Origin of the sequence: Vibrio sp. Isolate23 (genome assembly GCF_022398095.1) — a bacterium.
In the GTDB taxonomy this organism is placed as follows: domain Bacteria; phylum Pseudomonadota; class Gammaproteobacteria; order Enterobacterales; family Vibrionaceae; genus Vibrio; species Vibrio coralliilyticus_A.
Genome location: NZ_JAKEUV010000020.1, coordinates 1 through 15,196, shown reverse-complemented (window position 1 = coordinate 15,196; position 15,196 = coordinate 1). Strand labels below are relative to the sequence as shown.

Annotated in this window: 9 protein-coding genes and 1 pseudogene; 8 read left to right on the top strand and 2 right to left on the bottom strand. The window is 37.9% G+C overall.

What is annotated here, in order from left to right; genetic code table 11:
• The 5 genes and pseudogenes from L1D31_RS22260 to L1D31_RS22240 form a co-directional block, all read left to right on the top strand.
• On the top strand, nt 1-354 hold a 354-nt coding region (locus L1D31_RS22260), incomplete at its 5' end, for a hypothetical protein (protein WP_239839123.1).
• 223 nt (nt 355-577) lie between these two features.
• On the top strand, nt 578-1,588 hold the full coding sequence (locus tag L1D31_RS22255; RefSeq protein WP_239839122.1) for a hypothetical protein: 1,011 nt from the start codon (nt 578-580) through the stop codon (nt 1,586-1,588).
• Between the two features lie 289 nt (nt 1,589-1,877).
• The gene (locus L1D31_RS22250) at nt 1,878-5,780 is read left to right on the top strand and encodes a hypothetical protein (RefSeq protein ID WP_239839121.1); all 3,903 of its coding nucleotides are present in this window, start codon (nt 1,878-1,880) and stop codon (nt 5,778-5,780) included.
• Nucleotides 5,774-6,622, top strand: a complete 849-nt coding sequence (locus tag L1D31_RS22245; RefSeq protein WP_239839120.1) for a hypothetical protein — start codon at nt 5,774-5,776, stop codon at nt 6,620-6,622. The genes L1D31_RS22250 and L1D31_RS22245 overlap by 7 nt, the downstream gene beginning before the upstream one ends.
• Nucleotides 6,623-6,756: 134 nt before the next feature.
• A pseudogene (locus L1D31_RS22240) lies at nt 6,757-6,897 on the top strand (IS256 family transposase); the annotation flags it as partial.
• 278 nt (nt 6,898-7,175) lie between these two features.
• On the opposite strand, the gene L1D31_RS22235 reads toward L1D31_RS22240, so the two are convergent.
• Both L1D31_RS22235 and L1D31_RS22230 read right to left on the bottom strand, forming a co-directional pair.
• Nucleotides 7,176-7,454, bottom strand: coding sequence for a transposase domain-containing protein (locus tag L1D31_RS22235; RefSeq protein WP_239839119.1), 279 nt, complete (start codon nt 7,452-7,454; stop codon nt 7,176-7,178).
• Between the two features lie 147 nt (nt 7,455-7,601).
• Nucleotides 7,602-8,036, bottom strand: coding sequence for an IS66 family transposase zinc-finger binding domain-containing protein (locus tag L1D31_RS22230; protein WP_239839118.1), 435 nt, complete (start codon nt 8,034-8,036; stop codon nt 7,602-7,604).
• Between the two features lie 926 nt (nt 8,037-8,962).
• Between L1D31_RS22230 and L1D31_RS22225 the strand changes: the two genes are divergently transcribed.
• The 3 genes from L1D31_RS22225 to L1D31_RS22215 all read left to right on the top strand — a co-directional run bounded on the left by L1D31_RS22225 (nt 8,963) and on the right by L1D31_RS22215 (nt 15,150).
• Nucleotides 8,963-9,310 (top strand): hypothetical protein, encoded by a 348-nt coding sequence (locus L1D31_RS22225; protein ID WP_239839117.1) that lies wholly within the window; start codon nt 8,963-8,965, stop codon nt 9,308-9,310.
• Nucleotides 9,311-10,030: 720 nt separating this feature from the next.
• Nucleotides 10,031-11,206: a hypothetical protein gene (locus L1D31_RS22220; RefSeq protein ID WP_239839116.1), complete on the top strand. Its 1,176-nt coding sequence runs from the start codon at nt 10,031-10,033 to the stop codon at nt 11,204-11,206.
• 113 nt (nt 11,207-11,319) lie between these two features.
• Nucleotides 11,320-15,150 carry a hypothetical protein gene (locus tag L1D31_RS22215; protein WP_239839115.1) on the top strand — a complete coding sequence of 1,277 codons (3,831 nt, stop codon included), beginning with the start codon at nt 11,320-11,322 and terminating at the stop codon, nt 15,148-15,150.
• The last annotated feature ends 46 nt before the right edge of the window (nt 15,151-15,196 follow it).

Here is a 15,196-nt window from a genome sequence, read left to right as displayed (position 1 = left end):
GGAGCCTTCGCCTCGGATATGCCCGGCAATTTGCATGTCAGCAAAGAGTACATGGTCGATGGGGTAGGAGACGTGCAAATAGGCAGTCAAGTCACCAGCAAGACCCCTGGTCAATACACCGGAAAGACCTCAGGTACAACCAAGCTGAAAGTGGCGTCGACCGCGAGCAAAAACTTTATTAACAGTGCGAGAACCATGGGCAATGTGGGACTACGAATAAACACCAACTATATTGCGGATCCACAAGCGTCCGATAGCGCGGTGTCAGACACGGCAATCCCGGCTCCAGAGCAACAGCCTGTCCCCATGGATTTTATCAGTCCACAACGGGATATCAGAAAGTTATTGATATGATTGGTATTTTATAATTGACACATAGGTAAACAAGCTCTTCTATCTATTGGGAGACTCATCCTACTGTAATCTCCCCAGTACAATATGAGATGGAATTACTTAAAACTGCCTAAAACTGTCTCCAAATATAGTTGACCGTTACAACATTTTGAACAGTCGTAGCCTTTATCCTTAACTATAAAAAGTATATGCCCATAGGGTACCTCAGAAATTAGGAGTAATTATGAATAAAAAAATCCTTTCAATATCCATATCAATGCTTTTTGTTTTTTCATCTACTGAAACTATGGGTAGTGGGTTAAACAGCACTGACTACCTTAAGTATGGAGAAAGCATGTATGATTTTGTAGAACCACATACAGAATCATTTGTTAGATGTAAGGATATGTACGGCGCTGATGATAAAACGGCCTTTCTAACATACTTCGCATATCAGGACAAAACTTTTGACGTGGTTTATTGTGCTAGAGCTTTTCTGGAGAACGAAGGTGATTTAGAGGTTGGAGAAACTGTTTCATTCACAGATATGAGAGAAGTGGGTAGTAGAATGAAATGCCCAACAGGATATGCTATCACAGGCTTTGGGCGTGAAGGTTACCATTATACTAAAGACCCAGATGCCAGAGTTTCGTATGAGTGTACAGAAATACGCCATGCAAATGGAGCTCCTTTGGAGCTTACAGATGATGAACTAGTAGCTACAAATAGAGTGTCTGCGGAGCAATATAATGATATGCCAAGTTGTTGGGACGCTACTTCGGGAACTGGTTGTAGCGCTGTTACGTCGCAGTATCGGTCGGGACCAATTAATGGAATGTTAGTTGGACGAAGTGTGGATGAAGGAAGTGAAGGTACTTACACTGAGACGCTGATTTTTAAGAGAGTAAAAGGTATACGTGAAAACACTCAACTAACAGTCTCAAATAACTTAGGGTCGCAAGTGGAATTCGATGCATCTCTAAAGGATAAAAACGGCGATACCTTGAATGTTAAAGAAACAGTAATAAGCAGTGGGGAATATGTCTCTCCAGAGCTTATTTCCCCTTTGAATGGTGCGTATCAATACCACTATATAAATCAAGTTAAGCTAGTCGGAAGTAATACGGTTATTGATGGAAATTGTTATATCTGGGTGGAAAAAAATGAGGGTAAATTCAGTATTGATAATGACTGCAATAATCTTGACACTTCTATTGATAGTGTCACTGGTTCTCTATCGATTAACGTAAATTAATACTTAATAGTGAGAGTCGACGATAATATTCTATTCTATTTGGCAAGGGTTTTAAATATTTAAGCTCACCAGATATCAATTTGGTCATAGTTCACAGGCGCTACTTACACAAGATCACGCTTCTCAGTGAGAGAGAAAATGATTGATTGGTGAATAGTGTAAAGAGCTTAAGGGTTTAGTTTTATCGCCCTTTAGTACCAAGAAGCCGAGAGTGTTGGGGCGTAGGTTAGTCAGAAAGTAGTGAGGGAAACCTATGTCAACGCTAATGGGTTTTAATGGAGACATTAATATGAAACATAACTTTTTTTCGGAATCCTTTAATGTTCCTGCAGGATTGATGATAAACCCTGCAAATGGAACTTTATCACTAAGATTAAAATTGGCAAGTATATCCACAGGAGAAAACTTACCTGCAACATTTGATTTATGTTTGGATTACAGGCCAATGGATAAAGACGATTTATCTTTGGTTGGCTTTTTAGAATCATGGCGAATATGTGTTCCTAGGTATATTATTACACCTGATGGTAATTATATTCAAATGTCAGACGGCAGTATTCAACCTATAGACAAAACAACCGGAAAGTTAATTTATCATAAAAGAAAGGACATAATAATTGACAGAACTAGCGGTGGATTAACTAGGCATAGTTATAAGGACGGTAGAAAAGAATATTTTTTTAATAAAATGATAGTCAGTACTGTATCACCTTTAGGGCATGAAATTAAATTTAACTATGATGACATTAACAGGGATAACCCATTCTTAAAGGACATTACCAATGATCAGGGTGACAGAATAACGATAACTCATAAGGAAATTGGTATAGATATAAAACAATTTGTTGATGGCATAGAGCGTACAGTAGAAATTATATTTCAAGCAAGTTCTGAAGGTAGTACATATTTAATAAAAGAGATTAACTACAAAAATAATTCTGAAAGCACAACTCTGAATTATGCTTTTACTTATGTAAAAATAGATGGAAACTATCATATTAAAACTATCAAAGACTATTTCGGAAATGTTATTGATTTAGACTATTGGTATGTGAAATATGACGATAATAAAACGGTTCCATTTATAGAAAAATATTCAGATTCATCGGGGAAAGAAATTAGATATAACAATATAGGTAATAATAATTATACTGGCTATGAAAAAGGAAAAGTTCAAAATCCAAATATAGACAATTGTTTCTATAAGGATGAAGAGTATAACTATAAGACTTCAGAGACTTCAAATGGATACAGTATAGAAAGAACATATAATAAGTTTCACTGTTTAATCAGAGAAGTAATTAAAGAAAAAATTCTGCACATAGAAAATCTGACCTTACAAAAAAATATAACGTATCACAACGTTGAAGGTTCTTCTATAGATAAACAGCCACCTCAATACTTAGATGTAAGTGAAATACACACGATAGATATAGAAGATGAATCAAAACTCCAAACAGAAAGAAAGGAATATTACACTCGAGATGATTATGGAAACATAACAAGAATAATAAATTCCGAAAACACTGTAACAACAAGGGAGTATAAGACAAGTTCAGTAGATAGTAGGTTTAAACACAACCTTGTTAAGGAGATAATCTCATCGCCAGGGTCTAGTGATCATAAGACAAAGGAAATAAAATATAAAAAGTATACTGGGCTCACATACAGATTGCCCGTCACGTCAGAGACGTTTACTGCACAGTGCGAGTTACCCACGGAAACTTCTATCAATAATACTAATACAAAAATAGTATCATATTTAGAATCATCATCTATTGGTAGGTTTATACTGACAGTAAGTCTTAAAAGACTATTTACGCACAGTGACCTCCTTACTATAGAGTATGTTTACAGTAACTCAAGAGATATACAAGGAGCAGTAGAAATTCTCGAAAAATATAAATGGTCAAACCTAGAAGCCACTAAGAGATTGGTAACTCGAACAACTCTTAATCAAGTTCTTTTAGAAGTCGATTTTGACCATATAGAAACTACTTATACATATGATTTAAATGGATTTCTTACTCACAAAACTAAATACTCAAATACAGTAAAACCATATGTTGAAGAATATAGTTATCAGCTCAATGATTCATCTGTAAATACATATGAAACGAAAAAGGATGGGGTTACTCGTACATTTGAGTTTGATGCGGTTGAACGATTAGTGAGGGAGAGTCGTAATGGTTTTTTGGTAAAAGACTTAACGTATTCTAAATTGACTGGTTACGCATGTTATCAAGTCAATGAGAAGATACATGATCAAGCAAGCCGAACGATCTTATCTGAATATGAGAAGTTTTATACAGTTAGAGGTAATTGTTTTATAAAATCGCGTAATCTCAATAATCAAAATACTTTAATAGTTAATAAGCATATAGGTGAAAACAAACAATCGACATTCAGCTATGGAGGCAATTCACCAGGTGATACTATAGCAGAGTTTTATAACCTTGAAGGGGAGGTTATCAGAGTAGAAATAAATAGAGGACGAACTGTTGAAAATGAAATAGATATCTTTGGTCGAGTAAAAAAAAGAAATATTTACATAGGATCGATTAATGTAACAGAAAGTATTTTAAGTTATGATGTTATGGACAGATTAACTAATGAAATAATACAAACTGATAATGGTCGGGATATTTATGAGTATCGCTACCCTTCATTATATATTGATATTCCATCGAGAGTTACAGTTAGATCTACTTTTGGTCGATTTGATGACGTTCCCAACAGAGGCGTAGATCCATTAGGGCGTATTGTTAGTGAAGGGTATTTAGTCAGTGGTATTTATCGAGAAAACAAAATTTATGAATATCAATTTGGTAGAAGTAAGCCGAATCGAATTCTTAGTCCTAAAGACGGAGTATTATATGAGTGCGACATCGATAGTCATAGTGATATAGTGAATAGCGAGAGTATTCATGATTCATTGAGTCCTGGTCCTCAGTTATTTATGTATGAAATGGACGATTATTATAGACTGAAAAAATGTACTGCATATAAAAATGACATAAAATATTTGGAGCAAGAAATTGAATTCACTAGTGGCAACCTAGAAAGAACAGATAAGGTTACATTCTTTCCTAGTGGGACTAACTACTCACTGAAAACACAACTGTCTTCTTCAGGTGAAAGAATAGTTCTTCAACAAACTCATTTAAACAAGGATATAACTTTTACATATGACAATAATGGGTTGTTAGTAAATAAAAGTTACAGAACTATTGGTGGTATATTTGCAGTTTACAGCAATAGGTTTGATCTACCCGATGAGCTATCACTTGGTTTTAATATTAAGAATGAAGATGGTGAGGCATTTGGGCCATTTATAAATTTTGTTTATGATAATAACGGAATTGAAATATCAAGAGAATATACTATCGATGGTAGTGTTATATTTAAACATAATATATCGGAAATAGAACAAATTTCAAAAAAGGTAAAAGAGGAAATTATATCAAAAGGCGTTACACAACCTGAAAGTATCACAAGGAAATACTCGTATACTAAAATGGGTGAGCTGTCGCAAAGCATAATTAATAACACATCTGGTACTATCACTAACAACTATGAATATGGTGGTATTGGTAGAATAAAGTCTTTGAATATTAGCGATGGTTCTAAATTTGAATTCAATTACGATGGTGAAAACTCAGGAGAGGTTTCTGACAAGCTAAATAATATAAGGATAGATAACAAAAATACAATAGGAATAAGTTATGACACTTTAAATAACATCAGTATTATATCTGAAGGAGATAAAAATGAATTATTTAATCACGATGCCAATGGTAAGTTAATTCAATCTTATTCCATAGGTGAGTTTACGTCTGAAGATGAGTACGAATATTTTTACAATTATAAAGAGCAGCTCATTAGGGTATTAAAAAAGGATCCTGATGATGAAAGTGTTAAACAAGAGATTATATTTTTATATTCCAATGACGAGCTCATTGGAGAGGAGAATTTAACTACAGGAGTTAAAACTTTATATATAAGATATAATGGTATGGTTATCGCAAGATATTCAGAGAAAGGGGATGAAAACGAAATTACAATGTACTGTACAGATAGGAAGGGTAGTGTTTACGCTATTTTTTCATTGAAAAATAAAAATGGCACATATGTAGAACATAGATTAGAATATACAGACTATTCTGATTATGGAGAGATGATTAAATGGTGAGTTCAAATAAATCCAACTGTGAAGGTAAGAGGGTAAATATAAATTATAGTAGGAGAGTGTTTTTAAAAAATAGCATTAATATCGCTATAGCTACTGGGGTACTATCAGTAGTGCATCCTTCAATCAGTTATGCAATGTCAAAAAGTGGCTACAAACCTCTATTTACGTTCAACAACCCTGGCTATTGCGGATATATGTATTTTGAAGGTTTAAATAAGTATTTAGTTGGACCAGGTAGGGTGTATTCCTCAAAGATTGCTCAATTTATTTCAACAGATCGACTTGCACCATTTGGTGAAGCTGGGGTAAATAGGTACGCATATTCAGATCCAATAAATAGCCTTGACGCTACAGGTTACCTGAGTTGGCAAGCTTGGCTAGGCATTGCACTAGGGATAGCAACAATTATCTCTGGAGGGATTGGGTTGGCTGCAGTCGCTGGTACTATTTATTCTGGGGGTATAACTGGAGCGCTGCTCATAGCAAAGGTTTCACTAGCAACCGTTTCAGGAATTACAGGTATAACGTCTGGTACTTTAGCAATTGCCTCTGGTATAATATCCGAGACTCATCCTACTCTTTCTGGCGATTTAGGCTTAGCGGCAACTGTATTTGGAGTTACAGCGACAGCCACAGGTCTAGCCGCATGGGGTGTCGGAGAAAGGATGCTAGCCAAAGGTTTAACTAGCCCCCCAGTATCGTCTAATCTCGTTCGGCCTGTAAAAGCCGCTATGGCCATGACTAAACACGACGCATGGTGGGCAACTAGATACTTGGGTTCGGGTAGGAGTGCATTTTCGACAGCAGCTCAAGTTAAAAGATTAAGTAGAGAGTTGTTTTAATTAAGAATTGTGATTCTGTTGGTAACTTAGAAGCTAGTGTGATTACCTAGGGTAACACTGTAACCCTCTCTGGAGAGCGTCATGAATTCTTATATGGACTCCCTAACGTTGTCAACAGGAACTGGCTGGACAATATGGATAAGAAAGCACTTGAAGCAGCAAAATCAATTAAGACAGAATTTGAACTTGATAACTTCCGAAAAATGTTAACCAAGGTGACCGTTGAAACGACGTTAAATGCTGAACTTGATGAGCACCTTGGATATCAAAAACACCAACTTCCACCCTTGGAAACTATATGGGACAGTAGCTTTGAAAGCTTATATTTAACAGTTGGTTAAGTTGAATTTTTTCTGATTAAATTGTAAATATAATAGCTGTCATGATTTTTTGTCAATTTGGCTATATTTACCGAATATACAAGTGAAAGCTGTCATAAAAATCTTAGATAAGGTATGAAATGAAGCGATTAGAACATACGAGAGAATCGTAAGCTGGCGCCAAACACCCTATTGTAATAAAAACGGAAGGTGATTACCCTTCTGTTTCTTTGCTACTTAGCGGATTTTAAGCCTTTGATGTTCCATGGCATCAAAGCTTCTATGTTATCTGGCTCGACCGCCAGTCGCTCAAAACAATGCGTCAGATACTCTGCTGGGGCTAAGCCATTCGCCTTAGCTGCCTCAACTAAGCTGTACAAGATGCAGCTGCTAGGGGCACCACGAGCACTTTCTTTAAGCAGATAGCTTCGAAGGTGAGTCCAAACACACTCTAAAATCTCCGCTCCCTGCCTCCAGTCAGCTAGCGTTCGACGACTTATATCAATAGCCATATTGGGACTTCATTGCTATGACCTGAGCAACGAGACTTGGTGTTGCAAAGCTTTTTGGGAAGACCGTTGTTGGCGAGAGTCTTGATAGAAGGCGGTTGATTCCCCTTTTTGTTCGCAATGACGGCAGACGCACTATGGTCGAACGTGTTACTCAACTGCAACTTTGGCAGGGATAAAAATCAACTTTTCGGAGATGTCTTTCCCTATGGTATGAAGTTCATCACCACAATCCGGACAGCGTATTTCCTCTGGCTCATGGTGAACAACGACTCTGGGTAAGTTTTTAGGCAAGGGTTGGCGTTTTGGTTTACGACGAGCTTTGCATGCTTCTGATGAATGTCCAGTGGTTTCAATATCGAAAAGCTCGCCTTGACCGGTATCGACCTCAGAGCTTGCGCCAAAACGGTGATGTCGAGCTAGGCGTAGCTCTTCAAGGACTTGGTAGTAACGATGTTTAAGTTCATCTCGCTCAGCAGCCACTTCATCTCGCTCTGAGACAAGCGCGGCATTCATTAGCTCAAGCTCGTGAAGAGTATGTTGAGATTTCGAGTGATTAGAGAGGGGATTATTCATCGGTTTCATGGTATCGCTTATGCCATGAAACCAAGCGTAGACTGGTTGGTTCTGTTTAAGTTTGAGTCTTATCCCGTCAGGCTTTCAATGAACACGTGACGGTGACCAGATAAAGAAACCCTGCGAGTAATGCGTCCAATTCATGTGAGGCTAACGTTAGTGTTTTCGTGCCTTGTGTCGGCCAACGGAATCGGTAACGGTCTAAACGTTTATACCACAATGCGAATCCCAGTACAGCGTCATGGTTTGCTCGACTAGGTAGGCTAAGCCATCGATAGATTTACGAAAATCGACAGGCACTGGGTAGAGGTAAAGTTGGTCAAATTAAGAGAAGGTTTTCACGCGTTCTCCTCACGAATAAGCTGCGCAACCCACCCAGGGAAGTACGCTCACAAATGGTCAGACTGATGTGACCAATCGTCACAGAAATAGATGACGCTCCATCGATAGGGGGATGATGGGATATCATGTGAAGCTTCTTGGCTTGCGTTGATTTTAACAAACTCCTCGACGCCTTCTTGCAAGGTCTTTAGTTCAATGCGGTTACGATGTCGATGAATGCTTGTTGATTAATGTTGTTCTGACGACAAAACTTAGCGACGGACAAGCCGCTTTCACGCTGAGTTCAAATCATCGTCGCCACTCTTCATCAGTTCTGGTTCGGATAGGTCTTAGCATTGCTCACCCCTTCTAAAACATTGGAAGCAATGACCATATCGAATTTTTTTTTGGGGGGGGGAATGATTAGATGGGGTTTACCGCTAGCTTACAAAACTTCTGGTGCGGATCATTAATATTTATTAATCATTATAAAATGGCGCACCATCGTGAGACTATTTTCATATTATAGGCATTCGTAATTGGTGGATTAAAGTGACTAAGTGACACTTTAGTTTTTTAGATATAGTTGTACAGGTATTACATAAGGGATTTTTATGATTATAAAACATCTAATAAAGCACAAGTTTGGGACTCGTATTAAAAATAAATTAGAGCGGATTGGGTTGGCGTGTGTTGTTGCTTCCACGCTCAGTTACTCTTCATTTAGCTACTCTGGCGATAATCCAGATTTCTTATCTCGTTTAGCTATTACTTCGAACGGTCAACCAAGTGCGAGTATATATGCTAATGGTAACATGCAGATGGAGGCTGATATTAACTGGGAGTGGGATGAAAGTTTCCCTGATGAATTGAGGCATATTAAAGAAATCCGACTTCTTGATTTTCAGTCACATCAAGATATTCAGGATGTAGTGGTCGACTGGCATTGGCCTGTCGAATGAGCGCTTTTCTCATTTAGGAGTGAATCAATGAAGCACCAATCAACCAATATGGGGTTTTGCGCCCATTTCAGCGAAAAGTCCAATGTAAGCCGTTAGCCCTTTATTTATAAGGGCTTTGGAGGAGGACTGGGAGCTATTGTGTACTCGTATTTTAGGGGTCTTACTACCCTGATCGTTGCGGGTGATCGCCAGCGATATAAAATAAATGGGTGGAGCTAAGTTTTTTAGGCTTAGTAAAAGAAATAGTAAGTGACAGTGTCACAGTGTCTAGACGGGGGCACGCTAAATCTAGGTTTATAGATTTAGATACAAACAAGCTCTCAGTGATGAATTCGCTAGATAAGAAGATTGATGAAGTATGAGACTGAAAAGCCAACAATATAATGAAAGATGGTCTTCGTGGTTTACCCCTATGTTTCACATGAAAATTTTTTGTTGCGCTGTTTTTACAGAAGTTATTCGCTCGATGTTTTATTTTTGATTTGTTTACAAACATGTCAATTACATGGAATTTTGATGACGCTCATAAGGCAAGGTGAGGCCAATAAAAACGTCAAAGCCCCATTGGATCACAATAATGTGATCTTGATGCTAAAGCATTATTTTTAATAATGATTAATTGAAATTCTAATTGCATTGGTATTTTATCCAATGATAATGCATAAAGGTTACATGATGTGTAATCTTTATAAATTCAAAATAAAAAAGGACTCGTAATATATGACTAAGAAAAAGATATTCAGCTCTGTTGGGTGTGTGTCAACTTGTATTTTAATGCTCTATTCTTCTTTGAGTTACTCAGATGAATTAGATCGTTTGGCCGTTACCTCAAATGGTCAATCACAAGGGCAAATTTATGCTAATGGAAATATGCAGCTTGAACTTGACATTAATTGGGAATGGAACAGTACAATACCTGAAGAAGATCGGGAGATTACGAAAATCACACTTATAGATTACCAGTCTGGTATGGATATTCAGGATATAGGTTATAGATATATTGATTCAAGTGGTAATCCCATTGGAGATAGAGGGTTTAATAAATTAATTACCAACTCTTTAAAAGAAAGAAGTGATCCTATTACTACCAATGTAAATGAAGGACATGCTGTTCGATATGTTGACACTAGTCAAGTTACCAACATCGAAATTTGTATTGAAGTAGAAACAAAACTTGGATCTGTACAAGACACGTGTAACAGTAGTCTTGAGGATTATGCAGTTTATCTTGAAAGTCACGTACCAGTCATACTACCAAAAGAAGCATGGAGTATCGATGTTATTGCTGATGAGCGTTATGATGCTGAATCGAAAGGAACCATGCGGAAACTATTAGATGTAAGCATTGACCACCCTTATTTTCCTGGTGTACATAGTAAACAATATTCTGATACATGGTCAGATGGCCAACTTCCTCCTGACTTAGGGGACGGTATCACACATGAATTTGCTCATGCAGGAACATCGGATACACAAAAAGTTACTTATACCTTAAACAGTGACGCAGTAACAGTAATTGTTCCTAGTACAGCATTTGATACTGGTGGCCGAGGAAAGTATTCTAACGAAACTTTCAATATTCCAGAGGCTGGATCCAAGGTAGTACAACGGCTAGTACTCATTACTCACCAAGCATATAATAATACTGATAGATCTACACAATTCTATGGCTATAAGGCAGGTGAATGGGAACTAAAATCCTTTATAGAGCATCAATATGATTCTAACTATACAGAAGTTTTTAATTTTTCAGGTGAGTATGAAGGGCATCTCCAGGTCAATTATTCTACATGGGGCACTAAAACACAGGCGACTATTGGCATTATTGATATGTACGGCACTGAACAGTCAATAATCTACGAATCTCGTTTAAATACTCAAGAAATACTACTCTAACAGCTATAACAAGTGTTTTAATATTATATTTATTAACGAGGGCAATAGATGGAATTTGTATTTCAACTATTGCCCATATTTAAATAAGTTATTTTTTCTCTTGGTAATTTCTGATGGTAAATAATATTACAAGTAACGCTAACAATTTTAGCTCGTTTTTGGAGGCAGGCGTTGATCAACGAACAGGTACATTTTCTGCTAATATTTATTTAGGTAGTTTTAACAGTCATGCTGGTAGTGGGCCTACTTTTGAATTAAAACTGAATTATAATCAGGGAAGTAGTTTAGATACTGGCTTTGGTTCTGGTTGGAACTTGCCCACAGGAGCTTATAATCCCAATTCGTCCCCTAAAACTATTCGAATGACTTCTGGCCAAACTTTTAACTTACAGTATGATTATGGAATAGAAAAGTATATTATACCTTACAGGAAAATGAGGGATATAGAAGTACAGGAAGATGAGGTAAATTCTGAGCTGGTTGTATGGAAAAAAGGTGGAGGTTGCGAAGTTTATTGCACAGAGTATGGTTATTTAAAGCGTGTAGGCACTCCAAATGGACTCTTTGTATATTTCACATTTAAAGCTTACAATTATGAATATGTGCTAGAAAAAGTTGAGGATGGACAGGGGCAAAGTGTTATATTCAACTATTGGCAAGATCCTTACTTTGTCTCCATCAAACACTTTGTAAATGAACAATTAGTTCGAAATATTGGTATTGATAAAATTGGTCACGGCCAATCCGCCTATCGTTTAGAGAAAGCCTTACAATTTGATAGTAGTGATAATATATTAAACATTACCCAATTCGAATATGGTATTGACAACTTCACTTCAGGAGATTTTATTTCAAGGGTTGTACACCCTACCGGCCTTGTCGATGAATTGGAGTACAATGATTATCACTTAACGCCTCCCGGTTCTCCTTTTGAAAAAGTCCGAAGAGTAAGCCAGTGGAAAAGAGTATCAGGTGAGGGCCAGCCAGACATAGTTACTACTTACGAATACTCCAATGAAAATTACTTGGGGAATGGCAGCGGCCGGAACTATCAGCACGGTATTGATACGCTTTTTGAATCGACTAGTGATTATGAATATCAATCTACTGCCATTGTAAATGGCTCTAAGTCTATTATGAAGCGATACAATAAGTATCATGGTAACCATTATACCGCTTGGTCGGAGAATGGCAATTTAAAGCAAGAGGAGAACATCGTTTTCTATGCTGATTTAAGCCAAGGAATAGAAGAACAACCGGCACAATATACGTGTATTAAGGAAAAGCATGTCAGCTTCCATAATAATGAAAATTCTAACATTATTTCCTTGTACTATAGTTATGATGAATATGGAAACTTGACCGAAGAATCCTTTGCTGATGGTAGATATATTACCCGTGATTATTATTCAATAAACGGTGAGGATGGAAAGTGTCCAGCGGACCCTTTAGGAATGGTTTCTCTATTAAAATCTGAATCCTATTTTCCTTCTAAGAATGAAAATGGCGAGTCTGAAAGGGTTGTGGAGTATAGATACCAGTCACTACCACGCATTGATGATGTTAACTCATACTTTGTAGTAGCAATAAGTCAGCAAAGTGATACATCTACCATTGAGAATGAATATATTGATAGCCTGTCGGAGCCACTAATACATGGGCGGCTAAGTACTGAAAAGCAATATCTGGCAACATACCCTGATTCATATATTAGTGATGTGCAGTTCAGTTATGTTTTTGAAGATGATGCGGTAAAAACGATCACTCATGTCACCACACATGACAATATTACGGCAACTACCAGCCAGAAAATACGAATCTTGGACGGCCAGGTTACCGAGTCAATAGATGTAGATGGAATCATTACAGAGTCTTTTTATGATGAGCTTGGAAGGCCTATTTCAGAAGTATTATCCAAAGGCACTGAATATCAAATTGAAAAAACGTTAGCCTATCATATCAGTGGTGATGACATATACGTCGATGTGACTAGCCCAGTAGGTACGATTACCCGAACCCACTACAACAACTCTGGCAAAGAGACTCGCATTTATCAAACCGATCAAGATGGGGGGCTGTACTTAGCCAATAGTTTTGTCTATGACGCTTTTGGACGTGCGGTTGAGCAATCTCAATATGACAGAATAGAGAGCACGGAAATAGCACTCACTACCCACATTGAGTATGACTTCTTTGACCAGCCTAGCCGAGTGACAAGCCCTGATGGAATGGTAGAAACTACAAATACTGATAGAGCGCAGCTATTGCAAACTAAGGAAGTTGTGGGGCTGAAGAGGGAAGAAACTCGTTTCGACCTGAACTCACAACCAATTGAATCAAAGGTATGGGATGCTGAGGGCCTTTTGCTTCAGCACTACATTATAGGTCATGACGGTTGGGGAAATACCATATCGACCCTTGATATAGAGGGAAGGAGCTCCGTAACAACGTATGATGAATTAGATCGTGTCATACAAACTGAAAGTACTCTCGATGGTGTCACTTTGACCCAATCCAATGTTTACTCTCATACCAGTGCCAGTGACCAACCAAGTGAGATATATTTAAATGGTCAACAGTTAGGTTTGCGGACGTATGATAGTTTGGAGCGAGTAGTTGAAGAGTCTTCTGCGGGAGGAACCAAATCATGGCAGTTTTCTGGAACTTTACCAGTACCTGACGTAATGGTAAACCCAAGAAACCAGGAGCTATCTGTTACGTACAATCCCCACCTCGATAGCATCGAACAAATAACACTACAAAATGGGAGTGAACGAAATACATCCTATACCTATGATCCAGTAACCGGCAATATGGTCAGTCACACGAATGATGCGAGTGCATCTACATACGCATACAATCGACAGGGGAAAATTACCTCTCACACTATGACTCATAGAGGTGATGTATCTCGTACTGCTACGTTCACTTATAGCACCGCCGGAAGACTCTTATCCCAAACTGATTATTTTGGCAATGTCACACGGTATGATTATGATGATTATGGTCGGCCTAGCACGGTTACTACAACTGGAATTGGTTCAGAAAGCTCGATCGATAATGTGACCTATGACCAGTACGGTCGACCGAGTATGGTCACTACGAGTAGCCTAGGTGATACGGTTTTAATTGAGCTAGACTACCACCCGCTAGGGCTAGAAAACGCTCGAACAGTCACTGTCAATGAGGATTTTTTGTTCAGTATAGAACAAGAGTTTAACTCTGATCTCATGTTGACAGAAAGGCGTTACTCTGATGGCTCATCAGAGACGACAGAAGCCCTCGCATATAATGAGGCAGGGCGCTTAATTTCATACCAATGCAACGGAATAAATAAACCTTGTGACCAATATGGTAATCGAATAGCGCAACAAAGCTTTGAATATGACATTTTCGGTAATGTTACTTCTACCGAGACATCCTTTGATGATGACACAGTAAATATCGCCAGGTATCACTATGATGAATCTAATCCACTAAGGTTATTAAGTGTCACGAATAGCCATCCAGGTTATCCAGAACAAGCTTCATTTGATTACGATGAGTCTGGGAATATAATCAGTGACAATTTGGGCTACACCTACACTTACTCTCCTGACGAACTACTCGAAACGCTGACGGACACTGATGGCAACACGTCATTCCTTAAAAGGGATGGCATGGGCAATGTTAGTATTGAACAAACCCCAAGTCATGAAACATACCTTTATTATCGAGGCGATCAGCTGATTAATGAAGCAATAAACGATCATCACTCTTACTATCAGCATGGTTTTGGCACAGTGAGCCGTGGTGTTAATAGTTCTCAACTGGAACAACACCAGTTGTTAATAGGTAATAGTATGCAGAGTGTAGTCGCTGAACTATCAAAAACTCAAGAAGGTGAATCCCGCCAAGCATTGATGAAAACATACAGCCCTTATGGGGAAGAGGATTTATCCTAATGAAAAAGCGCCATCATCAGAATACACAACAAACAAGCTCATTTGA

What these genes read in the sequence shown, in the direction of transcription:
- L1D31_RS22230 (WP_239839118.1), bottom strand. Translation starts at nt 8,036, where the DNA reads ATGAAACCGATGAATAATCCCCTCTCTAATCACTCGAAATCTCAACAT.
- L1D31_RS22215 (WP_239839115.1), top strand. Translation starts at nt 11,320, where the DNA reads ATGGTAAATAATATTACAAGTAACGCTAACAATTTTAGCTCGTTTTTG.
- L1D31_RS22245 (WP_239839120.1), top strand. Translation starts at nt 5,774, where the DNA reads ATGGTGAGTTCAAATAAATCCAACTGTGAAGGTAAGAGGGTAAATATA.
- L1D31_RS22255 (WP_239839122.1), top strand. Translation starts at nt 578, where the DNA reads ATGAATAAAAAAATCCTTTCAATATCCATATCAATGCTTTTTGTTTTT.
- L1D31_RS22235 (WP_239839119.1), bottom strand. Translation starts at nt 7,454, where the DNA reads ATGGCTATTGATATAAGTCGTCGAACGCTAGCTGACTGGAGGCAGGGA.
- L1D31_RS22250 (WP_239839121.1), top strand. Translation starts at nt 1,878, where the DNA reads ATGAAACATAACTTTTTTTCGGAATCCTTTAATGTTCCTGCAGGATTG.
- L1D31_RS22225 (WP_239839117.1), top strand. Translation starts at nt 8,963, where the DNA reads ATGATTATAAAACATCTAATAAAGCACAAGTTTGGGACTCGTATTAAA.
- L1D31_RS22220 (WP_239839116.1), top strand. Translation starts at nt 10,031, where the DNA reads ATGACTAAGAAAAAGATATTCAGCTCTGTTGGGTGTGTGTCAACTTGT.